Origin of the sequence: Pseudonocardia adelaidensis, assembly GCF_039543345.1 — a bacterium.
GTDB classification, from domain to species: Bacteria; Actinomycetota; Actinomycetes; order Mycobacteriales; family Pseudonocardiaceae; genus Pseudonocardia; species Pseudonocardia adelaidensis.
Genome location: NZ_BAABJO010000020.1, coordinates 21,277 through 43,667, shown reverse-complemented (window position 1 = coordinate 43,667; position 22,391 = coordinate 21,277). Strand labels below are relative to the sequence as shown.

Annotated in this window: 21 protein-coding genes, 1 other RNA gene and 5 pseudogenes; 11 read left to right on the top strand and 16 right to left on the bottom strand. The window is 68.2% G+C overall.

What is annotated here, in order from left to right; genetic code table 11:
• The first annotated feature begins 316 nt into the window (after positions 1-316).
• Positions 317-565, top strand: a complete 249-nt coding sequence (locus tag ABEA81_RS24765) for a hypothetical protein (protein WP_345607713.1) — start codon at positions 317-319, stop codon at positions 563-565.
• A gap of 15 nt (positions 566-580) precedes the next feature.
• Here ABEA81_RS24765 and ABEA81_RS24760 read toward each other — a convergent pair whose 3' ends face one another.
• Positions 581-964, bottom strand: coding sequence for a hypothetical protein (locus ABEA81_RS24760; protein WP_345607712.1), 384 nt, complete (start codon positions 962-964; stop codon positions 581-583).
• 322 nt (positions 965-1,286) lie between these two features.
• On the opposite strand from ABEA81_RS24760, the gene ssrA reads away from it, so the two are divergent.
• From ssrA to ABEA81_RS24735, 5 genes are all read left to right on the top strand, one after another.
• Positions 1,287-1,675: a transfer-messenger RNA gene (gene ssrA / locus ABEA81_RS24755) on the top strand.
• 114 nt (positions 1,676-1,789) lie between these two features.
• The gene (locus ABEA81_RS24750; protein ID WP_345607711.1) at positions 1,790-2,314 is read left to right on the top strand and encodes a nuclear transport factor 2 family protein; all 525 of its coding nucleotides are present in this window, start codon (positions 1,790-1,792) and stop codon (positions 2,312-2,314) included.
• 272 nt (positions 2,315-2,586) lie between these two features.
• Positions 2,587-2,727, top strand: coding sequence for a hypothetical protein (locus ABEA81_RS24745; RefSeq protein WP_345607710.1), 141 nt, complete (start codon positions 2,587-2,589; stop codon positions 2,725-2,727).
• Between the two features lie 31 nt (positions 2,728-2,758).
• Positions 2,759-2,893 (top strand): hypothetical protein, encoded by a 135-nt coding sequence (locus tag ABEA81_RS24740; RefSeq protein WP_345607709.1) that lies wholly within the window; start codon positions 2,759-2,761, stop codon positions 2,891-2,893.
• Positions 2,881-3,492, top strand: a complete 612-nt coding sequence (locus tag ABEA81_RS24735) for a methyltransferase (protein ID WP_345607708.1) — start codon at positions 2,881-2,883, stop codon at positions 3,490-3,492. Before ABEA81_RS24740 ends, ABEA81_RS24735 begins: the two co-directional genes overlap by 13 nt.
• Positions 3,493-4,247: 755 nt before the next feature.
• On the opposite strand, the gene ABEA81_RS24730 is transcribed toward ABEA81_RS24735, so the two are convergent.
• Both ABEA81_RS24730 and ABEA81_RS24725 read right to left on the bottom strand, forming a co-directional pair.
• Positions 4,248-5,984, bottom strand: coding sequence for an ATP-binding protein (locus ABEA81_RS24730; protein ID WP_345607707.1), 1,737 nt, complete (start codon positions 5,982-5,984; stop codon positions 4,248-4,250).
• Between the two features lie 126 nt (positions 5,985-6,110).
• Positions 6,111-6,377, bottom strand: coding sequence for a hypothetical protein (locus tag ABEA81_RS24725; protein ID WP_345607706.1), 267 nt, complete (start codon positions 6,375-6,377; stop codon positions 6,111-6,113).
• 619 nt (positions 6,378-6,996) lie between these two features.
• Between ABEA81_RS24725 and ABEA81_RS24720 the strand changes: the two genes are divergently transcribed.
• Positions 6,997-7,677: a hypothetical protein gene (locus tag ABEA81_RS24720; RefSeq protein ID WP_345607705.1), complete on the top strand. Its 681-nt coding sequence runs from the start codon at positions 6,997-6,999 to the stop codon at positions 7,675-7,677.
• A gap of 246 nt (positions 7,678-7,923) precedes the next feature.
• Here the strand turns inward: ABEA81_RS24720 and ABEA81_RS24715 are convergent, their stop codons facing one another.
• Positions 7,924-8,436: a class I SAM-dependent methyltransferase gene (locus tag ABEA81_RS24715; RefSeq protein WP_345607704.1), complete on the bottom strand. Its 513-nt coding sequence runs from the start codon at positions 8,434-8,436 to the stop codon at positions 7,924-7,926.
• A 76-nt stretch (positions 8,437-8,512) separates the two neighbouring features.
• Positions 8,513-8,821, bottom strand: coding sequence for a hypothetical protein (locus tag ABEA81_RS24710; protein WP_345607703.1), 309 nt, complete (start codon positions 8,819-8,821; stop codon positions 8,513-8,515).
• Positions 8,822-10,120: 1,299 nt separating this feature from the next.
• Here ABEA81_RS24710 and ABEA81_RS24705 point away from each other — a divergent pair.
• A complete protein-coding gene (locus ABEA81_RS24705; protein ID WP_345607702.1) occupies positions 10,121-11,134 on the top strand; it encodes a hypothetical protein in 1,014 nt (337 codons plus the stop codon).
• Between the two features lie 227 nt (positions 11,135-11,361).
• Here the strand turns inward: ABEA81_RS24705 and ABEA81_RS24700 are convergent, their stop codons facing one another.
• Positions 11,362-11,610, bottom strand: coding sequence for a hypothetical protein (locus ABEA81_RS24700; protein WP_345607701.1), 249 nt, complete (start codon positions 11,608-11,610; stop codon positions 11,362-11,364).
• A 79-nt stretch (positions 11,611-11,689) separates the two neighbouring features.
• Between ABEA81_RS24700 and ABEA81_RS42750 the strand changes: the two are divergent.
• Positions 11,690-11,824: pseudogene (locus ABEA81_RS42750) on the top strand (transposase); the annotation flags it as partial.
• A gap of 84 nt (positions 11,825-11,908) precedes the next feature.
• Positions 11,909-12,153, top strand: a pseudogene (locus ABEA81_RS24690) (CoA-binding protein); the annotation flags it as partial.
• On the opposite strand, the gene ABEA81_RS24685 reads toward ABEA81_RS24690, so the two are convergent.
• The 5 genes and pseudogenes from ABEA81_RS24685 to ABEA81_RS24665 all read right to left on the bottom strand — a co-directional run bounded on the left by ABEA81_RS24685 (position 12,125) and on the right by ABEA81_RS24665 (position 17,792).
• Positions 12,125-12,919 carry an alpha/beta hydrolase gene (locus ABEA81_RS24685; RefSeq protein WP_345607700.1) on the bottom strand — a complete coding sequence of 265 codons (795 nt, stop codon included), beginning with the start codon at positions 12,917-12,919 and terminating at the stop codon, positions 12,125-12,127. The pseudogene ABEA81_RS24690 and the gene ABEA81_RS24685 sit on opposite strands and share 29 nt — an antisense overlap.
• A 618-nt stretch (positions 12,920-13,537) precedes the next feature.
• A pseudogene (locus tag ABEA81_RS24680) lies at positions 13,538-14,940 on the bottom strand (IS1380 family transposase).
• Between the two features lie 336 nt (positions 14,941-15,276).
• A complete protein-coding gene (locus tag ABEA81_RS24675) occupies positions 15,277-16,065 on the bottom strand; it encodes an SDR family NAD(P)-dependent oxidoreductase (RefSeq protein ID WP_345607699.1) in 789 nt (262 codons plus the stop codon).
• A 97-nt stretch (positions 16,066-16,162) separates the two neighbouring features.
• Positions 16,163-17,364 (bottom strand): annotated as a pseudogene (locus tag ABEA81_RS24670) (MFS transporter).
• An 11-nt stretch (positions 17,365-17,375) separates the two neighbouring features.
• Entirely contained in the window at positions 17,376-17,792 is a 417-nt protein-coding gene (locus tag ABEA81_RS24665) for a MerR family transcriptional regulator (protein WP_345607698.1), read from the bottom strand.
• A 72-nt stretch (positions 17,793-17,864) separates the two neighbouring features.
• Here ABEA81_RS24665 and ABEA81_RS24660 point away from each other — a divergent pair.
• A pseudogene (locus ABEA81_RS24660) lies at positions 17,865-18,167 on the top strand (IS1634 family transposase); the annotation flags it as partial.
• A 289-nt stretch (positions 18,168-18,456) separates the two neighbouring features.
• Here ABEA81_RS24660 and ABEA81_RS24655 read toward each other — a convergent pair.
• The 5 genes from ABEA81_RS24655 to ABEA81_RS24635 form a co-directional block, all read right to left on the bottom strand.
• Positions 18,457-18,924: a hypothetical protein gene (locus ABEA81_RS24655; protein ID WP_425570650.1), complete on the bottom strand. Its 468-nt coding sequence runs from the start codon at positions 18,922-18,924 to the stop codon at positions 18,457-18,459.
• Between the two features lie 28 nt (positions 18,925-18,952).
• Positions 18,953-19,258, bottom strand: a complete 306-nt coding sequence (locus tag ABEA81_RS24650; protein WP_345607696.1) for a transposase — start codon at positions 19,256-19,258, stop codon at positions 18,953-18,955.
• A gap of 945 nt (positions 19,259-20,203) precedes the next feature.
• Positions 20,204-20,797: a hypothetical protein gene (locus ABEA81_RS24645; RefSeq protein ID WP_345607695.1), complete on the bottom strand. Its 594-nt coding sequence runs from the start codon at positions 20,795-20,797 to the stop codon at positions 20,204-20,206.
• Positions 20,794-21,336: a hypothetical protein gene (locus tag ABEA81_RS24640; RefSeq protein ID WP_345607694.1), complete on the bottom strand. Its 543-nt coding sequence runs from the start codon at positions 21,334-21,336 to the stop codon at positions 20,794-20,796. Before ABEA81_RS24640 ends, ABEA81_RS24645 begins: the two co-directional genes overlap by 4 nt.
• 35 nt (positions 21,337-21,371) lie before the next feature.
• Entirely contained in the window at positions 21,372-22,055 is a 684-nt protein-coding gene (locus tag ABEA81_RS24635; RefSeq protein ID WP_345607692.1) for a hypothetical protein, read from the bottom strand.
• Between the last annotated feature and the right edge of the window lie 336 nt (positions 22,056-22,391).

Genomic DNA, 22,391 nt, shown 5'->3' with positions numbered 1-22,391 from the left:
TCTCAGGAGCGACGGCGCCCTGACCAGCGTCGACGTCGTAGTTCGCGTCTTCTCGTCCGATGCTCGTGATCGCGGACTGCATGCTCAGCGACGGGCATCGCGGGCACGCCCAGACTGACCGTGTCCGTGGCGGCCGTGCGGCGGGCCTGGGTCTCGTTTGCTGAGCAGAAACGTCAAGGTCAGCTCCAGCCCCTCGACCTCGCCGCGCCAGCCTTCGTCGATCGCACGCTGCCGGAGCGAGCAAATCCTCCTCGAGTTCGTCGAGGCGGGGCAACATCTTGGGGTTGATCGACAGCATCTGACAGCGGATGCAGGCGTGCTCGTGCGCGCACGGGGTGCCGTAGGGACGGCCGCAGGAGCCAAGCTCGACGCGGCGCTTGTCGAAGTGCTCTTCGAACTCGGCCATCCCCACCGCGGTGGGTGCGCGGTACTCGCTGGCTGGTCGCTGGGCGCGGCGGCGGTCGAGGAACTCCTGGTAGTGGCGGACGACGTCTTCCTCGAACACCGCGACGTAGCCGCGGTGGTTTGGACGTTCAGGTGCCCGAGCACGGCGGCGCCGATGTAAATGGTAGCCCGCTATTCACCAGGTCGGTGGCGAACGGACTGCGGAAGTCGTGCGGGGAGAGCCGAATATCGGCGAATTCCGGGTGCGTCGGCTCGAGCGCTTTGGCGGCGCGCCGTACCGGGTCGACCAGCGCGACGGACATGGCTCGCGGCTGCCGCTTTGCAGACGCTGGAACAGGTAGGGCAACGGCTCGCTCCAGGCTCGCTCGGCCTGGTCGTAGAGGGTACAGACCGGGACCGTGCCATGTTCGGCGGTGTGTCGGCGGATCACCTGGGCGATGATGTGGAACAGCTCGCCCGACATGGGGATGACTCGTTCCCGGTCGCTCTTGGATGGGCTGATGACCAGCAGAGCGACGACCTCGCCGTTCGGCCGCTGGTATTGCCGGACGCTGATCAACGGCCACTGGAGACAGACCCTCCGGTTGGACAGTCCTGTCGATCTTGACCCGAAGCCGTCCGTGGAGCCAACACGCGGTTACTGCCGATATTGAGGACGTGTCGTGCACGCTGCCGTAAGGCCAACCGTCTGCGATCTGGCGCCCACCCCGGCACGGAGGCGACCCGTGGAGGTCGCTGTGACGCGTGTGACGGTGGCAGGTGACAAGCTGCACGAGTCGGATTGCGGAGATTCTTGTCTAGACTTGATAGGTTCTGGCCACTCTATTGAATGTTGGTGGCCCGCCTGCTTGTATTGCGCGTGGATCGAGCGGCGATCCGCTAGGGGTGATCGGTTTAGACGTCAAAGGTGGATCAAGGGGAAGTGTGCCGAGGAAGGCGACGATGATCTCGTTAACCATGCGTCGCAGACAATAAGCGCCACTGATGAAGGCACTGCCCCGGTCGGCGTGCAGCGCGACTACGCCCTCGCAGGCTGATCAAGTAAGGGCCCGTTGGCCCGGGTGTGTTCCCGGCCCGGAGTCCGACATCAGCTAGGGGACTCACTCGTTCGTCCGGTCGCGGGGCGGACGGGGACATCATACAGCGACTGGGATCGTCACACCGGCTCGTCCGCGTGACCGGTGGATTCGAGTAGAGGCACAGCGGACTGCCCAAGGAGAATTCCTTGTGAAGCGCTGGAGGACCCGGAAGATTCCCGGCACCTCCACGGCAACCGGTCGGAGTAGCGTCAGCGGTTCTTGTGAGGGATCAAAAATGACGTGTCTGGTCTCGCACGCGGGTGGCGTTGAGGTTGATCCGAATGGTTATAACTCATGGAGGAGACATGGCTGCCCTGGATGCGGGCGAGCAGGCGCCCGCCGCTGTGCCGGACGCGGAGTTGACGCGTGAACAGGTCATCGCGCGCAACCTCGAGGTGGTGGAGGCTCACTTCCACAACGAGACCCCGGAGAACGTCGAGAAGGCGGTCGCTGCGTATACCGACGACATCGTGTGGGAGGGGCCCGGCCGTGGGCTCGTCTTGCATAGCACCGAGGAGGCGCTCGCCGGCTACCGAGACATCTTCGCGTCGCTGAAAGTGCACTCGATCACGAGTCTGCGGCGGTTCGCCACCGAGCAGTTCGTCTTTGACGACTGCATCTACGACGCCACTTACGTCGAAGACCGCATGCAGAACTTCCCCTTCCCGCCCGGGACGCGAGTCAGTCTCCGCCTCGCCCATGTCTTCGAGATGCGCGATGGCAAGATCGCGAAGGAGATCGCTTATGAGATCATCCGTCGGGCCGATGACGCGGATCTCGTGAACGATTACGTGCCTGAGGGGTCTGCGGTCGAGACCGTCGACGTCTGAACTGGGGCAGCCGGCGGCATCTGACTCTGCCGATGCTGCGGATTTGTCATGTGCGACGGTTGCGTCCCGGCGTTGGGCAAGCACGCGTGAACCGCAGCTACCACAGCGAGAGAAAGGAAATGCCGAACGATGAACGCACAAGGACGCCACGCGGAAGGAGAGTTCATGCACAACGCCCGTGATCAGCCCTCGCCACTCCGACCGGGACGAACGCGGCCGTCGAGCCGCGCGTTGCCGACCTTGACCTTCCCACGGTCTCACCCCTGCCGCTGATGCAGCTCTCCATCGGCTTCTGGTCGTTCAAGGCGCTCGCGACCGCACACGAGCTGGACCCCTTCGCCCGTCTGTCCGACATCGACGGTCACACCATCGACGAACTTGCCGAGATGCTGGGCACAGCGGCCCCGCGCTGAGTTGCTGGTTACCGCGTGTGCGTCCCTCGGGTTGCTCGAGCGGCGGCACGGGCGCTGCGTCAACAGCGCACTGGCTGACCAGTACCTCGTGCCCGGCAAGGCCTACCACTTCGGCGGCTGGATGCACATGCTCGACCGCAGGCTCGACCCGGCGTGGGCAGGCTGACCGAGGCGGTGCGAACCAACCGGCCGACAAGCTGGAACCCCGACGAGCAGGCGCACTTGTTCGACAGCGATGACCCTCAGCTGCTGGCCCTGTTCTGCGAGGCGATGCACTCGCTGTCGACGCTCACCGCACGCGAACTCGGCGCACACGTCGACCTGTCCGCCTCCACCGCCCTGCTCGACGTCGGCGGCGGCTCCCGGGCCTACGACATCGAGCTGTGCCGGCGCTACCCCAACCGGCGGGCAACGGTGTTCGATCTGCCGCCAAACTGCGAGATCGCCTCGAAGAAGATCGTGGCAGCAGGCGACGAGGACCGCATTGCGGTCGCCCCGGGCGACTTCCTTGCCGATCCCGAGCCCACAGCAGGCCATGACGTCGTGCTGCTGTCCATGATCATGCATGACGGGGCACCAGGGCAGGACCTGGCGATCTTGCGCAAGTGCTTTGCGGCCCTGCCTCCCGGCGGTCGGATCGTGATCAGCGAGTTGCCGCGGCCGAGTATGAGCAATGGCTGTACGCCACCGGGTTCGTGGACGTCCAGATCGTGTCGTTCGAAGCTCCCGGCGCGAACGGCGCCGGTCCTCGCCCGCAAACCGTGACGGCATCGGCCGGACACCCCACCCAGCTCGCCCGCTCGCCAGCGGGACGGTGTACTCAGCGCTTTGACCTGACTTGGGCTCACGAGTGGATCTTCAGCGATATGGCAGGCCCTGGTGAGGGGCCTGGCGGAGACGAGTAAGGCGGCCATCGCTGATCTTCACCTCGCGGCCGCGGACCGTCTCGACGTAGAAGGCCGTCTGGACATCCGCCCCAGCGGTCCGGGACCGGTCCAGGCCAAGGGCCCTCGACCGACGACGAGTACTACGACGAGCTCGGTTACGTTGTTCCGCCCGGCGCCATCGAGGAGCTTCCCCCTGCCCTCACGACAGTGGATCGGCCGGGAGCGCAACGAGGCGTCGTCCATCATGCAGCAGGTGCTTGTCCCGGCGCGGTCAGCGTCAATGTCGGTGAGCGGCTTGCGCGGATCGGCCGGCGCTTGCCGCCCCTTCACGCGGTCCTGGTGTTGGGCTAGCGCGTCGGTGAGCTGCGCCGAGTCGCCGGCGCGGGCCCGCCACAGCCCCAGTGCTTCCGCCAAGGTCGCCGGGGCGGCAGAGATCCGGTCGCCTGCCGAGACGCCGAGCGCGGCCAGCCTCGCGGGGAACCGGCCGGACGCCTCGTCCAGCTCGCCTCGGCGTCGACCACCGTGACCGCGACAGCATCCGCCGGATGCCTGCAACACAGCAGGTCGACGGTGACGGCCTCCGGTCGGTCGTCCTGCTTCAGGCCGATGAGCGCGTTCAGTTCGCCGTGCTGATCATCGGTCGTCGGGGCGGCGCGCCGCGGCGGTGAACGAGTCGATGGCGTCCCCGTGGCGGCCCTGGAGCCAGCGGATGTGGCCGAGATCGTTGGGCGCGGCCAGCTCCCCGATGGCGTCGCCGATCCTGCGCGCGCTGATCACGGCTCGTTCGTGCAGCTCCCCGGCCTCGTCGTACCTCCCGCGGGTGCGCAGGTGCCGGTGCAGGAGACCCGAGAGCCGCACGGCGCAATCGGGCCGTCCGTTCGAGCAGGAGAACTCCTCCAGGGTCAGCAGGTTCGCCAGCTCGGTCTCCAACCAGGCGGTCGCGCGAGCCGGGTCACCGCCGTCGCGGGGATGCGGGTCGCCGGTGCGCTGCTGATTCTCGCGTTCGTACGGATGAGCCACATCGACCATCACGCTCGCGGTGCGGCAGTAGTGCTCGATCAGTCGAGACAGCGGATCGCGAGCTCCCGCCGCCGGCTCCTCGGTGCGGGGTACCTGGAGGGCGTGGGCACGGACGAGGTCGTGGAACCGGTAGCGCCCGGCAAGCGGCTCCTGCAGCAGGTGGGCATCCAGCAGGTCGTCGATGACCGCCTCGACGTGCGTCGATCGCTGCCCCATCAGAGCCGCCGCGGCGTCGATGTCGAAGTCGACGCCGGGGTGGAGAGCCAGCACCTGGTACCCGTGGCGCGACTCCGGCTCCAACTGGATGTAGGAGAGGTCGAGTGCGGCGGCAACGCTCCGATCCCCCGCCTCGAGCTCGGCGAGGCGGTGGCCGGAGCGTCGCAGCCGCTCGTTGAGATGACCCAAGGTCCAGGATGGACGGGATCGCAGCCTGGCCGCGGCGATCCGGATCGCCAGCGGGAGGAACCCGCACAACCGTGCCGTCTCCCCGAGCTGCTCGGGCCGGTCGACGGGCGAACCGCCCCGACCGGCGCTCCGAACGAACAGATCAATCGCGTCGCCGGGAGGCAGGACGTCGAGCGAATGAGCGTGTGTGACGTCCAGTCCGGCGAGCCGACGGCGACTGGTGATCATCACGAGCGATGTGCCCGAGCCGTGCAGCAGCGGGGTCACCTGGGCCTCGCTCGCCGCGTCGTCGAGGAGGACCAGCACCTTGCAGTCGGCCAGGCAGCTGCGGTAGAGCGCGGCGCGATCGTCGAGGTCGTCGGGGATCTGCCCGCCCGGAACCCCGATCGAGCGCAGGAGCCGGTCGAGCGCGTCGCGCGGGTCCACGGGACGCACGCTGCGCGCGCTGCCCTGCAGGTCGAGGAAGAGCTGCCCGTCCGGGTAGCGGCTCGACCACCCGTGCGCGGCATGTGCCGCGAGAGCCGTCTTCCCGACACCGGCCATGCCGTCGATGGTGACGACGACGGACCCGGGCTGGTCGATGATCCGCTCGAGGTCGGCGAGATCGGCCGCCCTGCCGGTGAACTGAGGTGGGGGTGTCGGCAGCTGCCGCGGGGGCCGGACCGTGCGCGGCGTGTCCCCGCGAACCGACGGCGGGCCGGCGGCGACAACGTGCTCGGCACACGGCACCAGAGCAGGCACCCGACGAGTTCTCTCGATCAGGAGCGCGCGCTCCGAAGCGTCGAGGTCGAGCGCTGTGGCGAGCCGCTGAAGGGACGCGCTGTGCGGCCTGCCGCCGCCGGTACCCCGCTCGATCCGTCGGATCGTGCGCACGTGCAGCCCGCTGCGGTCCGCGAGCTGGTCCTGGGTCAGGAGCGCACGTTCCCGCCAGGCCTGCAAGAGCACCCCAACACCCGCCGTTGCGTCGTTGTTCTCACCGGTCTCGCGCGGTCCTGCCGGAATCGCTGCGTGCACGAGTACGCACCCCCGATCGCCGTCCCTCGCCCTGCAATCCCGAGCTACCGCAGGGCGTCACGAGTAGACGTAGAACCAGTTCTCGTTCGAACAGCCCGGCGCGGTGCAGCCCGGCTGCCCGAAATGCAGCGGACCGATGCGCTGCCCCTGCCTCACGTATGCCCTGCGCACCTCGACACAGTGGCCATAGCTGTTGCCGCACCCCACGTACGCGCGGGAGGCCACGTCCGTGGCGGCACCCGCCGTACCCGCGGTCACCAGCGACGTGATCGCGACGACGCCTGCAACAACCATTGCAGCGCCCCGTCGATCAGCAATCCTCATATAGCAGCTCCTCGTAATCGGTCGGCGAGTCCCCGACAGCGCGAGCACATCGGGCATCCGCCGACAACGGTCCGGGGCAGCCTGGATGACAGCCGTTGCGATCTCCATCCCAGATTCCTGGGTGGCCGCGCCGCGTGTTGCCGCGAACGCGCCGAGTTCTCCCCAGGGTTCTGGGATGGCGTCTGCGCGGGAAGCCGCGCACGGTGTCGTGAGACAGAACTGCCGAGGACGGGCGCGATGGCTCGCCCGGGGGGACGACATGACCGACCGGCCACAGGAGTGCGGGCTGCCCGGCTGCTCCGCACTCGTCGAGCAGCCCGCCGGCAGTGGTCCACGCCGGTTGTACTGCTCACCGACGCACCGCTCCGCTGCCCGCAAGCTGCGTGAGGCGGCGCGTGTCGAGTCAGCCCGCTCCGCCCCACCGGTTCCGCGCGCCGCGGACCACGAACCGGAACCCGCACGCGCCGCCACAACGTCGCCCCGGCCGTGCAATCCCGTTCCACGCCCGGGGCGGCCGGCCAAGACGATCACTTCCCAGCGGGTGACAGCGTCTGGCGCCGGCCGGGTCGGCGGCGAGCGACACACCGCGCTCACGGTGCGGCGCCGGGCCGTTGCGAGCATGGCGATCGCCAGCCTGGTCATCGGCGGAGCCGGCTACTACGTCGCCGAGACCACTCCCCCCGCGCCGACCGCGCCGACCGCCCTGCCCGCACCACCAGCTCTTGCGCCGATGACGGTGGAGGCATGGGCGGCCCGCGCCAAAGTCGTCCTCGCGTCGCTCGACCGCCAACTGGAGGCCGTCAGCGAGACGGAGACCCAATTGCAGCGGGTACCCGAGCGCGATCGGATCCCGCACCACGAATCGAGGCGAGCGCTGCAGGACCAGAAAGAGTGGCTCGAGCAGCAGCGCGCCGCGCTCGCCACGCAGCTCGCCGCGCTCCGCTCGCTCCCGGGGCTCACCGACACACTGAACACCGAGCAGGCGCAGCTGGACGCCCTCGAACGGGCACTCTTGGAGAACGGCACCAGGACGAACTCGCCAGACCACACCGCAGCGACCCGCCGGCTCCAGGAACAGCGCGACCAGCACCGGCAGCAGCGCAACGAGGCCGTGCGAGCGCTCGCCGAAGCACGTTCCGAAGCGGATGCCGCACTCCGCAGCCCACCTCCCGAGGCAGCCGACCTCACGGCGCCGATCGTCGAACGCATCCGCACCGAGGAGCAGCTCAGGGAAGTCGTCATGCACCTCAGGAACGCTCACCGCGACAACCACTCGAGCGAGCGCGACCCGGACGGCTGACGCTCCCCAGCGAAGGGGCGCTGCGACGATCGTCCCCACGTCGGCGCCCCCTCGAAGCGCCGGGCCGGTCGGGCACCCGCGACCGGCCCGGCGCCCCTCGTCGGACGGGCTCGGGGCGCGGGCCGCCGCCAGCTCCGCCGGCCCATCCGCTCGAGCGTCCGGAACGCACCACGCACCCCGACCGCTCGCCGGGTCACGGCGCGCAACCGCAGCGCCGGCGGGCGAGGAGCAGTACGCCACGCTCGGTCACCGACAACGGCAGCGGCCTGCGCACCGCGATCGCGTCGGCGAGCCGCTCCGCCTCGACCGGCGGAACGACCGCATCCACAGGTAGTCGCGCACGGCGTCACGGTCGGGCAGCGTGACCGACCGGCTCTTCCACGTATCCGCCGCCACCACGCCGAAGACGCCCAGGATCATCGCAGCAACTTCCTTCGTCCCGATCGACCTCGCCGGCGGTCGCCAGAACGGCACGAGCTCGATCGAATCCAAGGGGTGCGCGCTCCCCGCGACGAACAGCCCGCCCGGCCGCAGAACCCGCCGCACCTCACGAATAGCAGGCCGGTCGAGGTCGCCGAGCAAGTTCACGGTGACCACGGCGTCCACACTCGCGGTCGCCAGGGGGAGCGCCGTCGCGCGCAGACCTGATTCCACGTCGATCAGCTGCAGCGGGCTGCACGCCGCAGCTGCCGCCAACTGGCCGTCGCCGCAGCCCATAGCGAGCACGGTCCTGACGCCAGCCGCCACCAGGTGCTCCACAACCCGCACGTGCATGCTGGCCGGCGCGTAAGCACTGGCCGGGTCGCGGCGTGGTCGCGGGGCCGGCTCCCGCAGATCAGCAGCTGCCGCCACCCGAGTCACCACCGCCGCTGCCACAATCGCCGCCGCCCCAGCCGCCACACATGCCGCCGTCGGTGGGAGTGCTGGCCGCCGACGAGTCGTAGCTGGTCACACGTCGCCAGCGACGGCCCGAGATGACCCCTCGGCTCGTCATCACCGAATGGACCGCCGCGGCGGCAACCAGCAGCAGCCCGGACACCCCGACCACCGTGTCGAACATTGCTGCCTCCATCCCGACCGGCCGCTCGACGAACTCGCGTACACGCTCCTGCTCAATCTCGGGCACCGCTGCCGCGAGGACCATCCCAGCATCCTGGGTGGCCGCTCGCTGCGCCTGGGGTGATCAAGCGCCCTCCGACGTAGGCTCGCAGGACGGGCGGGGGTGCGGCGCATCTCCTCGCGAGCCTCGAGCAGTGTGCTGCACGTGCGTGACGGCTGCGACGCGGAGCCTGTCCTATTCCCGGACGGGCAGCGGGCCGCCGGAATTGCCGCCCTGAATGCGCCACGAGACCCGCAACCGCGGCACCGCCGCCCGCAGGACAAGCCGACGCCCCGGCACTACGGGACCCGAGCGCAACGTGCGTACGCGATCGCGTCCCGTAGTCCCCAGAGTTCTGGGGTAGCCAGGCCGCCGGAGTCCCCCCAAGGTTCGCTCATGCATCAAGTGACGCGCGTTCGCGTGCGGGCCACTCCGCGCTGCGGAGTGCTCGGATCCATGGCGGCGAAGCGTTGTGGAGACCGGCTGTTTCGAGTGGTGAGGCACAGGGTCGTGCACGGCGTGCGTTCGTCCGCGCTCGACGAAATGACACAATGCGGAGCTGCCCTGACGCTAGTTGATCAACCAGTACCCAGCCGATGCAGCGCGCGTCACGGGTTGATCCTCTCCGGTCGGCACGGGGCTACGCGGAGTTCCTGCACCGGGTCCTGCATCGGGCCAGATGTCCGAGCGGAGGGCCCGTCACGCCGGCAGCGCGCCCGAGGGCGATCGAGATCCGACGAGGTAATGGAGTGAAAACGGAAGAACTGCGTGTGCGCGAGCTGCGCGAGGAGGTCCGGCGCGCGGAGCGGCAGCTCGCTGCCGCGCTCGATCGGGACCCGGATGCGCCGATGAGTGCCCTTCGGTTCCTCGTGCCGGAGGCAGTAGCCAGGCTACGTGCAGTCGCAGGCGCGGCTTCCACTGTTTCGACCGACCCGCATCTCACCTCAGCCGTCACCCTCAGCCGCCGCGGGTGAAGCGGCCTGAACGGGCAACGTCATGCGTCGGCACCGGGGTCATGTCACCCGATCAGCCAATGGGCAGTTCGCGGGGGAGACGACGTCGCTCGGATCTGCAGGCGAAGGACTGGTTCACCGCGCGAGGTGGTGCTAGTGGCTCGACAGGCAGTATCGACCAGATAACTGATCTTGCCTGCTGGTCTCGGGAGGCTGCCCCCAGAGTAGACAGACCGGACTGGGAGTGCTGGGAGCACACAAACATCGTCAGCGCGCCCGAGGAGGGAGGACTGGCATGCAGGTCGACGGGCACCACGGGAGGTCGCCGGGGTGGGACGGCGGCGGCTCGCGGCGACGGGGTCCTACTCGCCGTCCAAGGACCGACTGGACCGTGTCGGTGCTGCTTGTCGTCGTAGGATTGATCGCCGGATGTGCGGCTCCTGCCGCCGGTATGGCGCAACCAGCGGGGGCCGATCGGGACGGCGAGGCCGGGGCGCTGATTTTGGGGGCGTTGCAGAACGCGGCGCGGCAGCAGCGGCTGCGGGTGGCGATGTTTCGGGAGACGTTCGCGACGAAGGCGGACGCAGATGCTCGACGCAACGTCGAAACGTTCACGTCGTCGGTAAGCGAGGTCGATACGGAGAGGGGGCGGTTCCGCAGCGTCTGGGCCAACAACATCCTGCAGGACGGGTTCTCCGTCGGCCGGTGCGTCGACGGGAGGATCTTCAAGGACTACTACAAGGCGGAGTCGCAACGAGCATCGACGCTCGCACAAGCGGCCACCCGGCTCAAACTCCTGCCAGCTGGGGATCTGTTCGAGGTGACGCAGCCATTGCGGTTCGTCACGTGCCCACATCTCGGGCTGTTGCCGGCGTCGCCGCCACTGGCGATGTCGCGGCTGTCCGATGGGGTCTTCCCGGTCACGTTGAACGACAAGCAGGCGGCGAACTGGGCCGAGCAGGTGCGCGCGGCACACCTGTTCAACTACCGCGACGAGGGCGTTGTCACCTGGGCGGGGGCCGCGTTCCGCAAAATCAGCTTCGCGCCACGGGACGCTGATTTCACCGTCAACCAGACTCTTTACGACGTCTTCCGTGCGGCCGGGGAGATCGACCGGATCACCGCGGAGCACCCGACGGCCGAGGTCGCCTACGAGTTCCAGTCGATCAACCCGCTCAACAGTGGCGGAGTTGGCGGCTACTACCTGATGGACGAGATGCGGAACCTCCCTGTCTACAGTGAGTTGCAGGGGACGAACCTGGACCGGCCGGACGCAGCCAGCGTGGATCACTCGAAGCGGAGCGGCGGGGCAGCCACCCACAACATCGCCCGCACTCGCCAGACGTACGCGTATCCGATGGAGTTGACTCTCGACATCGACTCGCCACTCGAACTCCTCGAATGATGCGCACCGTCCGATGCGGTCCCTGCTGCGGTTCGTCGACTGACATGTGGAGGGCTGCGCGAGCGGTTGGCGTTGCGGTGAAGGCGATCAGCGAGAGTCGTGCGCGATGGCATCATGCTGCGCAGCGGGCAGATCTGCGGCCTGACAACGGGAGCTCATCGATGAATCTAGCTTGCGGTGAGTTGTCTTATCAACCGCCATGCAACTGCTAGACAGTGTGCGAACAGCTACCCCGAGGAGCGCATCGCCATCGATGGATCCAGCTTGTCGTAGCTTCGGGCAGCGTTGTTACCACGGGAGCCTGTTGCGCAAAGGGATGTCGGTGAAGGCGTGGCGATCAGGTGCAGCAAGATCATGTACTGCGGTTGAGGTTCATCACCGGTGGTGGTGAACGGCGCTTCCTGCTGGCTCCAGACATGCGGGATTGGTTGCCCGCCGAGCATCTGGTGTGGTTTCTGATCGATGTGGTCGACCACCTCGATCTCATTGGTTTCGCCGCGCCTACCGCGCTGATGGGCAGGGGCGCGCCGCCTACGACCCGGCGGTGATAGTGCGCTGCTGCTGTTCGCCTACTGCAGCGGTGTTCGCTCGAGTCGGCAGATCCAGCGCCGCTGCACCGAAGATGTGGCCTACCGGGTCCTGGCCGCCGGGCTGTCCCCGGATCCCGTCACGATCGCCCGGTTCCGCTCGCGGCAGGCCACCGCGTTGGCCTGGGGTCTTCGTGGCGTCGCTGCGGTTGTGCGCCGAAGCCGGCCTAGTCAAGGCGGGCGCGACGTCTTCCGCCGCCGCGAGGGCCTGCCGTCGGTGCTCGACGACGTGCTGGCGGCGGGTGGCGTGGAGAGGTTCTGGCTGCAATTCGGCCGCTTCGACGAGGACGTGGCGCGCCGGGCCGAGGCCGGCGGCTCGAGGTCGTGATGGACTGCTGCCTCAAGGTGGAGCACGCCCGCTTCCACGGCGGGCTGCACATCGCCGGATTTGGCACCGGCGTGATCAGCTCGCGACGGCGCGCGTCTCGGTGAGGAAGGCGCGGATCGCGGCCGTGAGCGCCGCGGGCTGGTCCTCGGGCACCAGCGTGTAGCTGTCGGGGATCGTCACGAGCCTGCCCTGCGGGTAGAGCGCGGCGAGCCGCCGGCCGTGATCCGCGGGCATCCCCCGGTCCTCCGCGGCCCACACCACGAGCACTGGTCCGGTGAACGACCGGTTGCGCTCGGCCCACTCGAGCAGCACCTCGCGGGACGGGACGCTGCTGCCGTAGGTCGCGAGGTCCCGCCGCACCGCGGCCTGCTCGCGTGCCGGGCGGAACCACTCCTCCATTACCTCGTCGGGTACCGGGCGCTTGCTCATCCAGCCCCACCAGCCGGGCGCCCGTCGTACCGCGCGGAAGCGCAGCAGCCGTGCGAAGAGCGCGAGGCCGCCGGGCACGCGCGCGATCGCGACGAGCAGGCGGCCTGCGATGCTGGGCGGGTAGTTGTCGAACGCCTCGCACGCGACGAGCACCATCCGCGCCACCCGCTCTGAACCGCTGTGGGCGACCAGGACCTGCGCCCCGCCCCAGTCGTTCTGCACGAGCGTGACGTCGCGCAGTGGCCCGACCGGCCACCAGTACCCGGTCACGTGCACGTTCGCGGGCCAGTCGGCGGGTCGGGGGAGGACCGCCGGGCTGAAGCCGTGGCAGATCGGCCAGTCATCCGGTGGGCTCGCCGTCATCGCGGCGTCGGGGAGATCGAGCTGAGCGCGCAGCCGCCGCAAGGTGTCGGCGTAGAGGGCACCGGTCCGCGCGAGCACCTCGCGGCCCGCGTCGAGGTTGTCCTCGGGGAGGGCTCTCCGGTGACGGGCCAGCCAGGTGGCGGGAACTCCCTGGTGGGCACCCCCGGCGCGAGATAGACGCCGAGCCTCGGGATGCCGAAGCCTTCTGCGACGAGCCGGCTCAGCGGGGCGGGGCCGAAAGCGGTGAGCAGGATGTCGGTGCCAGCGGCCGTGGCGGCTGTCACCCCATCGCCCAGCTCGTCGAGGAACTCGGCGAAGACCGATTTGCGCGGCCTCCGGGGACGGCGCCGCCGTACGTGCGCGTGTGAGCTCAAGTGGATCGCCGGGAAGAGCCCGGTACTCCAGCCCGCACTCGCGCACGAGATCGGCGAACCGCTCGCGCGGCGAAGGCCACCTGGTGGCCCGCCTGCTCCAGCCGCCGGCCCAAGCCTGTGAACGGCGCGACATCACCTCGCGAACCCGCTGTCACGATCAGAACCCGCATTAACCCCGGTCTTTCAGCAGTGCGTTGATCATGGGTCTGTTGGTCGTGATCGTCGGGTTCGTGAGCGTTTCGGATCCGGGCGTGCGGGGGTGCCCGATGCGGTGGTCGGTGTCTCCGAGTCTGTCTGTTGTGGATGGTCAGGGTGCGATCGGTCAGGTGATCGGCCGGGGCAGGGCGTGGAGTAGGTCGAACGCCTCGGCGAGCTGGTGACGCCAGGGCCAGGCCTGGTCGATGCGGATGAACAGGCGGCGTTGCCCGCGGGTGATCCGGGCGGCGACGTGCAGCAGCCGGTAGCGCAGCGTCGCGGGCTCGGCGGTGGCCAACTCGCCGTCGAGCAGCGTGGTCTGGGTCCAGGCGAGCAGGTCCGCTGCGGTCATCGCGAGTTCGACCCAGGCAGCGTTGATCGCGAACTGGCGCGACGGTAGCCGGCCCAGGCCGTGACTCTTGCCGCAGCGGATCCGGTCCTCGACCCGGGCGTGCGCGCGGTGGCGGGCCTCGAGATGGGCGAGTTGGCCGGCGCGGGTGACGGTGGCGAAGGCCTGGAACCGCCACCCATCGGCGTCGGTGAAGCTGAGCTGGGCGCCGGGGTGTGGTCGTTCGCGGCGCACGATCACCCGCATTCCGGCGGGCCAGCCGGCCGCGCCGAGGTCACCGAGCATCCCGGTCAGCTCAGCGACATCAGCGCCCTCGCGCAGGCTCCCAACGGCGTTGATCGCCGGTGTCCACGCGATCTTGGGCAGGCGCAGGATCGCTGTCTGCACGGTCGTGGTCATGGTGAACCCGACCGAGAATTCCAGGTCAACACCAGTTTGCGCTGTTCTCGCAGGTTTGCCAGCCAGGCCTGGGTGGCGCCGGCACCATCGGCGGAGACCAAGATCGGTGTGCCGTGGCGGTGCGCGTCGGGGATCTGCGCGAGCGCGAGATCGGTGACCGTGATGTGATCCGCGGCCGTGTTGGAGCCGGCGTTGCCCGGCCGCAGCAGCGCCGCGAGGCCTTCACCGGTGTTGTCCAACCATGCTGTGAGCGGGTGGTAACCGAAGCCGCCCTTGAAGTTTGCCGCAGCGGACTCCTTGTCGCTGTGCGCGGTGACCAGGGTGGCGTCGAGCATGATCCGCAGACCGGGCCAGGTCCGACCGCCCGCGGAATGTCCATCGATCGGGCCGGTGGTCTCGGCGCGTTGGGCCCACAGCTGTTCCCGCGCCCGCGCCCGAGCCGCCCGCAGCCGGTTCAACATCGACGCGTCGATCTTGTCCAGGACCCGCCACGCGGTCGGGGTGGAGGTGACCGGCCCGAACAGCGTCGGCTGATCGCGCAACACCGCAAGGTCGCTGATCGCCCGACCGCCATCGGCGAGCAGGACCGCGAGATCGGTCAGGACCCGGCCAGGGTCGTGGCTGGCGCGGCGTTCCCGCAGCCCGGCCAGTGCGTCGCTGAATGCTTCGGTCAGCCCGCTGCGATCGGCCAACCCGGCCAGAAGTCGAGAGCCGACATGCGACACGACCCCCGTCCCATCCGTGGTCACCGTGATCGTCGGGCGGGCGGTTGTAGGGTGCACGAGCGAAGTTCCTCCTCAGCGTGGTCGATCTGAGCCTCGAGAACTCTGATCTAATCGCCCTGAGCAGGCACTTTCGCGCTTTTAGGCCACGTGTCGGCCACCAATCTCAAACCTCTACTGCAACAGCCGGGCTAACTCGGCCCGTAGGTTCGTGGACTGCCCACTGACTTGGCCGAAGTCAGGCAACAATCAAGCGGGGCCGTCGACCCCGTCGGCTTCTACCAGTAACAGTCCGCACTACCCCTGCGCGGCCAACCCAGTCCGGTTCCCTGACCGTCGCGCTCTTCGCGGAACAGCTGCGTTCGGCGCCGTAATCCGTCCAGACGTCGTGGTGGGTCAGGCGAGACCGAAGCCGCCGTCAACGTCGATCACCTGGCCGGTGACCCATCCTGCCGCGGGATCGGCGAGCGCGAGGATCCAGTGGGCGACGTCCTCGGGCTCGCCTCGACGTCCGAGGGGAATTTGGGCGCGCTCCCAGTCCTTGATTTGTTCGACCTCGATGGTAGTTCTGCCCGAGCGTTCGAGGGCCTCGCTTTCTGTGGGGCCGGGCGCGATGGCGTTGACGCGTATCCCGCGCTCGGCGAGTTCCAGTGCCCAGCTGCGGGTGAGCTGTTCCAGCGCGGCCTTGCTCGCGCCGTAGTGGCTGACACCCGGTGCCGGCTTGTGACCAAAACTGCTGGAAACATTGACGATCGTTCCGCAGTTGATGGTGAGCTGCGGCAAGGCGGCCTGAGCGATCAGTGTTGGGCCGAGAACGTTCGTGTCCCAGATACGACGTGCGGTATCGACGTCGAACTCCCCGAGCGGCGTGGGTGCCAGTGTCCCCGCGTTGTTGACCAGTACGTCCAGGCGCCCGACGGCATCCAAGGCGATCCGCATGAACCGGGAGATGTCCGCTGGGCTGCTGACGTCGCCCGCGACGGCTTGAATACCGGGATGCAGCGCCGCGGTCTTCTCGAGGACATCGGGCCGGCGTCCGACTACCACGACGTCGGCGCCCCGCTCGGCCAGCGCCAGGGCCGTGCTGCGGCCGATGCCCGTGCCGCCGCCGGTGACCAGCGCGGCCTTCCCCGCCAGCGCCTCTTCCTGAGACGCCCACTCGTACGGTACTGGTCCACTGTCCATGGTTATGAGTCCCACTCCTGTTAACACTGCCCGTTGCCCAGAGTTATCGATGAAGACGCGTCGGAATTGCCGCGCTCCGCTTTCAGAGGCCGATGCGTCAGTGGCCCGGCGCCGAGTCGTGTGCCGGCGCGTCCGGCGTGACTGGCGATGCTCGGGTGCGGTGTTCGCGCAGGGATGCGAAGAACAGTGCGATGAGCAGCAGCACGCCGCCGGCCAGCGGAACGAAATTGGCCGCGGTGAGGTCGACGATCGCCCCACCGAGCACTCCCGCCACACCAGTGCCCAGGTAGAGCGCCGAGATGTTGAGCGCCATCGCGGTCATGCCGGCATGGGGGGCGGCGGCGAGCACGCTGGCCTGCATCGGTGGATTCAATGCCCAAGCGAACACCGACCACACCGCCACCAGGACGGCGAACACCACCGCGCTACGGGTGCCCCTGAATGCGAACACCGCCACCAACAGCAAGGCCCCGCCGTGCCCGCCGATCGCGAGTTGTCGCGCGCGCCGCGGACCCCACGCGTCGGTGCTCCGACCGCCGAGGACCACCCCGCCGATGCCGACAACGCCCACCACAAGCAACACGATGCTGAGCAGTTGATACGAGCCGTTGGCCAGTGCGGCGGTCACCGGTGCGAGGTAGCTGTAGAACATCATCCCGCCGGCGCCGCACAGGAAAGTGGCGGCCACCAACCGGGCGACCGGCAAGCTACGCAGCGGCCCCAGTCGGTTCGCCAACGACGCTGGTTCGCCTCCGGGTATGTCGGGTGCGGTGAGCATGACGCCTACCGCGACGCAGATACCGAGGCCGGCGAGCAACCAGAAGGTCGCCCGCCAACCCTGCGCGCCAGCAAACCATGTCCCCGCGGGCACCCCGGTAAGCAACGCCACCGTCATCCCGGCGGTGACCATAGACAGATAGCGTCCCTGCCGCCCCGTGGGGCCCCGGACGCGGCGGTAGCGAACGCGGCGCTGGTCACCACCCCCGCGGCCAGGGCCGTGACGACACGCGCGGCCAGCAACACAAGGTAGCCCGACGCCAGCGCGGCGCCAGCATTGGCCGAAGCGAACACGATCAGACCCACAATGAGGACCCCACGACGCGAGAACCCGTCGGTCAACACCGCCAACAGCGGCGTTCCCCGCGCATAGGCCACCGCGAACGCCGTCACGAGCTGTCCCGCGACGCCGACCGAAACGTTCAGATCGGCGGCCACGCTCGGCAGCACACCGGCGATCACGAGCTCGTCGGTACCAGTAGCCAGCAGCGCTGCAAACAGCACCACCAACCAGGCAGGCATCGTGCGGCTCATCAGGCGATTTCCGCCATCCGCTGACCGGCGTGGCTCTGCTCGGCGGCCCTGTGCGCCACCAGGGCGTCGAGGCGGGCCGCCAACGCGGCGCGGTGGCGGGCGAGGGTAGCTATCTTTTCGTCGAGCTCGGCCACTCGGCTGGTGTACATCTCGATGGCCTCGTCGCAGGCCGGCCCCTGCTCTAGGTCCCGCTCCAAGCAAGGCGCGAGACGCCGAATGTCCTCGATTCGCAGCCCCGCCGCGAGCAGGTCACGCACATTGGCCGCCCGTGCGAGCGCGACCTCGTCGTAGACCCGCCATCCCTTGTTGGTACGGCCAGAGTGCAGCAGCCCGTGCTGCTCGTAGTAGCGCAACGACCGCCGGCTCACCCCGGCACGTTCGGCCAGCTCCCCGATCCGCATCATCGCTCGATTCACGCGCTTGACGATAAGTGCTGACACCGGTGTCAAGGTCAAGGCTCAGGCGAGGTTGCCTACCACCGCGAGGTTGCCTACCACCGGCCGTGGAAGTCGTTCAGGATGTCCAAGAACGACCTGTGCGCCAGGCCGGTCTACCACCACAAACGCGAGTCGATCGAGGCCCACCTGACCATCGTGCTCGCCGCGCTCGCGGTCACCCGGCTCATCGAGGACCGCACCGGCTGGTCGATCAAGAAGTTCGTCCGCACCGCCCGGCGCTACCGCACCATCCAGATCCGCGCCGGCGCCAACGTGCTGACCGCCGACGACCCACTGCCCGCCGACGTACGCGACGCTCTCACGCCCATCAACCAACCAACGCGTGCGCGCTAACTTGTCCGAAGTCAGGACCCACGTTTGCCCCAGGTCAGGAGCGGTTGAGTGACGGAACCGAGCGACTGTCACTCACCCTGTCACTCCTGTTGTCGCAGGTCAGGGCCGGTGCCGTGACAGAGTGACAGCTCACCCGCGGACCGCGGTTTTTCAGTAGCTGTTGATCATGGGGTTGTCGATCTTCTGGTGTGTCTGTCGGTGAGGGGTCGGGTCCGGACGTCTGGGGACGCCCGGCGCGGTGGCCGGTGTCTCCGGGGTTTCGGTCGTGGGGGGCTCTTGGTCGCCGGGCTCAGGTGATCGGTAGTGGCAGCAGGTGGAGTCGGGCGAAGGCGGCGGCGAGTTGGTCGCGCCAGGGCCACGTCTTGTCGATGGGGACGAACAGTCGACGTTGGCCGCGGGTGATCCGGGCGGCGACGTGCAGGAGCGGTAGCGCGGTGTTGCCGGTTCGGCGGCGGTGGGTCGCCGTCGAGCAGGGTGGTCTGGGGGTCGAGGCGATCAGATCGGCAGCGGTCATCGCGAGCTCGACCCAGGCGGCGTTGATCGCGACCTGGCGCGAGGGCAGCCGGTCCAGTCCGTGATTTTCCGCGCAGCGGATCCGGTCCTGACCCGGGCGTGCGCACGATGGCGGGCCTCCAGATGGGCCAACTGACCTGTGCGGGTGTCGGTGGCAAACGCCTGGAACCGCCACCCGTCGGCGTCGGTGAAGGCGAGTTTGCGCGCCGGGGTGCGGGCGTTCCCGGCGCACGATCACTCGCATCCCGGCCGGCCACCCGGCCGCGGTCAGATCACCCAGCATCCCGGTCAGCTCGGCGACGTCGGCCCCATCGCGCAGGCTGCCGTCGGCGTTGATCGCCTCGGTCCACGCCTTTGGGCAGGGCGAGGATCGCGGCCTGCGCGAGCGCCAGGTCGGTGACCGCGACGTGGTCGACCGCGGTGTTGGAGCCGGCGTTGCCCGGACTCAGGACCGCCGCGAGGGCTTCGCCTGTGTTGTCGAGCCACGGGGTCAACGGGTGGAATCCGAAGCCGCCTTTGAATGTCGCGGCGGCGGACTCCTTGTCCGAGTGCGCGGTGACCAGCGTGGCATCGAACAAGATCCGTAAACCCGGTCAGGTCCGGCCGCCCGAATGATGGTCCTGGATCGGGCCGGCAGTCTCAGCGCGTTGGGCCCACAGCTGTTCGCGAGCCTGCGTCCGGGTCGCGCGCAACCGGCCCAGCACCGCCGGGTCGATCTTGTCCAGGACCCGCCACGCGGTCGCGGTCGAGGCGACCGACCCGAACAGTCCCGGCTGATCCCGCAGTACCGCGAGGTCGCTGATCCACCGGCCGCCATCAGCGAGCAGGACCGCGAGATCGGTCAGGACCGGCCAGGATCATGCCCGCCACGGCGTTCCCGCAACCCGGCCAGCGCGTCGCTCAACGCGCCAGTCAGGCCGCTGCGATCAGCCAGACCGGCCAGCCGGGACCCGTCATGCGACACGACCCCGGCTCCGCCAGTAGTCACCGTGATCGCTGGTCGAGCAGTTGTAGGGTGCACGGGCGAAGTGCCTCCTCGGTGTGGTCGATCTGAGCCTCGACAACTCTGATCTACGCGCCCTGAGCAGGCACTTTCGCGCTTCTGAGGCCCGTGTCGCCCACCAACATCAAGCCCTTACTGCAACAGCCGGGTTAAGCCTCTCCGGTTTGTCCCACTGCGGTGGCTGTTGACGCAACCCTATTCGCCACGCATGGCGTCTCGGCAGATGCACCCTGCGACGAGGGGCGTGAGCCGCGGTGGGGTCTCGCGTTCGTATCGATTGCTCGGAGACCGCCCGAAAACTTCACTGCCACACCATTTCTTGCCGATCACCGTACGCCCGGGCTACGCCGGCGTGGTCAGCAGCCGGATGGCTGGGCCAGCGCGGCGCAGCCGGCTCGATTTGCGGTCTCGGTTTTTCCATGCTGTCGGGAGTGCCCTAACCGCCATGTGCGATCAGGACAGGCGCCGCGCCCAGTTCGGGCACCCGAGGTCGTGGCGAACCGCTGTGTCCCATCTGCCGTCAGCAGTCCGGCGACACACGGTCGTCGGCGCCATTGCATTGTACTTTTCCGAGCCGTGTCGACCGATGGCGTACCCGTCCCCAGGGCTTGACCACCGACAGCGTCATCGCGACCAGGAGCAGGCTCGGGGACACGGTCGGTGGATAGAGGAGATTCGTGAAGTCGAACGCGACCGGCACTCCAGCGATCAACTGTCGAGCCTGATCGGCCTGAGCTGCAACCTCCGAGCTCAGCGAAACCACGACGAGGGCGGTCAGCACGAGGTTAATCACGAGCTTGACCGCAACCCACCAGTACCGAATGACTCCCCAGCGGCTGCCTGCTCCAAGCCCAAGACCCGAGGCTAGGCACAGTAGCCCGCACGCCAGCAGCGGCCAGACCGCGACGAGCTCGAGTGCTTGCAGGGTGAAGGCTCGGGTGCCCGGGTCACCGGTGGTCATGGCGGTGACGATGAGCACGGCCATCGTGACATCGACGCCCAGCCAGGAACCGGCCGAGGCGATATGCACGACCAGTAGTGCGCGTCGGGTGCGGACGCCGAACCGCCACCGCACTCGCGCGTGGTTGCCGATCCTCGCGTCCGCGACGCTCACCGGTCCTCCCCAAGTTGGGCGAGACGTACTGGCCCGTTCACGCGCAGGGCCGAAGATCGGTTCGGTTTCCGCAGGCGCTGTCCCGGTTTCAACACGGCGAGCACCGCCGCGAAACTGATCATCACCACGTGGTACAACGCCATTAGCACGAGGGTGTGCTGGACGTTCGTGTACTCCGGGGTGCCGACGGCTTCCGCGTAATCGATGGCGTGGCGCAACGCGGGCGGGGACACGACGACGGTGACCGCGACGGTGGCGATCAGCAGCGCAGCCTTGGCCGGAACCCACCACATCCACCAGAGGTGACGCCTGGCCGCGCCACTGATGAGGGCCAGCACTAGGCCGGTCACCGCAGTGCCGATCGCGGCCGGCCGCGCCAACCAGACGATCATCGTTTCGTGGGTGACATAGCCGGCACGGACAGTGGCCGGATCACGGCTTCCAAGCAGTGACGAGGTCAGCACCACGAACGTTGAGGTGACACCCAGCCAGCCCATGCCGGCAGCCAGGTGAAGAAGCAGTAGCACGCGACGTGCCATCCGTCGCAGGTGTGCTGGCGAATGATGCGCGTCCGTCAACTGGGAACCCGAGGTGCTCGGGCAACAACGATGGCTGCCGTAATGACCCAGACCATGCACAGCACGCGGCCGAGGAGGATCAAAGCCGCTCCGTAGAACCACACCAGAGAGATCACGGATAACACAGCCGGTATCACGGCTACCAATGACAGGATGCGGACACCTCGAGACTCGAAAGCCCGAGCAGTCAGACCGACGAACAACCCGAGGCAGAACACGTGCAGAACTCCCCCTGTGAGGAACGCGGCGTACTGCACCGATGCCGCCGTGCCGCTCGACATAGTCGACGCGCCCGCCGCCAACACGAGACTCAATAGGGCCGACAACACCAACGCAACGACGGCGAGTAGACCAAACACATGGCCTCGCCGCACCGGCGTCACCGCCCGGATAGACAGCACGCGCCGGATCGCCAACACGAAAACCAGCAGGCCGCCCGCCGAGCACAACAGAACGGCAGCGTTTGCCGCCACCGCCGCGGTCTCCTGGGTCAGGTAGCGGTAGACCTCCGCATCCGCCGCGTTCGGAAGCGGCCTGGGCAGGGTCGTGAGGGCACCATGCACGACGTCGAGAAGTAGATAAAAGACGACGAAAACCACCGCGCCGCTGAGGACCCGATGCTTGAGCTTTCCGGTGCGCGATCGCGACGTCTCGCCGCCGATCTTCGGCTTTTCTATCATGATTGCCTCCCAGCTGCACTGACTTGTGGCTCAACCTATTCCGGATGGACGGATCGACCACCGTGAGTCGTCTAGGTCTGGGCCACCCGTTGGGCACGATTTTGGTTAGCTGCGCTTCTGATTTGGTTTAGTATGCTCGGAGTGACGCAACACCGGAAGATCAGCAGTACTCGTTCACGTCAACTCCAGATGTTTCGTCTCATCCATCAACTGCTGCATCAGCAGACGGAACGAGCTGCCCGAGCCATCCTGGCCTACTGGCCCCCGGCGGGAAACCCCAGGATTCTGGGTAATCCGCCAGGGCGGACAGGTGCCGGTCGCGGGCCAGCAGAGCAT